This window comes from Streptococcus mitis, assembly GCF_003942965.1.
GTDB classification, from domain to species: domain Bacteria; phylum Bacillota; class Bacilli; order Lactobacillales; family Streptococcaceae; genus Streptococcus; species Streptococcus mitis_BH.
The window spans coordinates 1-657 of sequence record NZ_RJOG01000088.1; the positions used below are offsets into that span (position 1 = coordinate 1).

The 657-nt window shown below is 56.8% G+C and carries 1 protein-coding gene; it reads right to left on the minus strand.

Translation table 11 applies throughout. From position 1 onward, the window contains the following. On the minus strand, nt 1–657 hold a 657-nt coding region (locus D8837_RS09585; protein WP_185755709.1), incomplete at both ends, for a hypothetical protein.

The window sequence follows — 657 nt, forward strand, 5'->3', positions numbered from 1 at the left end:
GCACAAGTGCCTCGGCTTCAGCAAGTACTAGTGCGTCAGCATCGGCGTCAACAAGCGCGTCGGCTTCAGCAAGTACCAGTGCGTCAGCCTCAGCAAGTACTAGTGCATCGGCTTCGGCATCAACCAGTGCGTCGGCTTCAGCAAGTACGAGTGCCTCAGCTTCAGCAAGTACCAGTGCGTCAGCATCGGCATCAACCAGTGCGTCAGCATCGGCATCAACCAGTGCGTCGGCTTCAGCAAGTACGAGTGCTTCAGCTTCAGCAAGTACAAGTGCATCAGCCTCAGCGTCAACAAGTGCATCAGCCTCAGCGTCAACAAGTGCATCGGCTTCAGCAAGTACCAGCGCGTCAGCCTCAGCAAGCACAAGTGCCTCGGCTTCAGCAAGTACTAGTGCGTCAGCCTCAGCAAGCACAAGTGCCTCGGCTTCAGCAAGTACTAGTGCGTCAGCATCGGCGTCAACAAGCGCGTCGGCTTCAGCAAGTACCAGTGCGTCAGCCTCAGCAAGTACTAGTGCATCGGCTTCGGCATCAACCAGTGCGTCGGCTTCAGCAAGTACGAGTGCCTCAGCTTCAGCAAGTACCAGTGCGTCAGCATCGGCATCAACCAGTGCGTCAGCATCGGCATCAACCAGTGCGTCGGCTTCAGCAAGTACGAGTG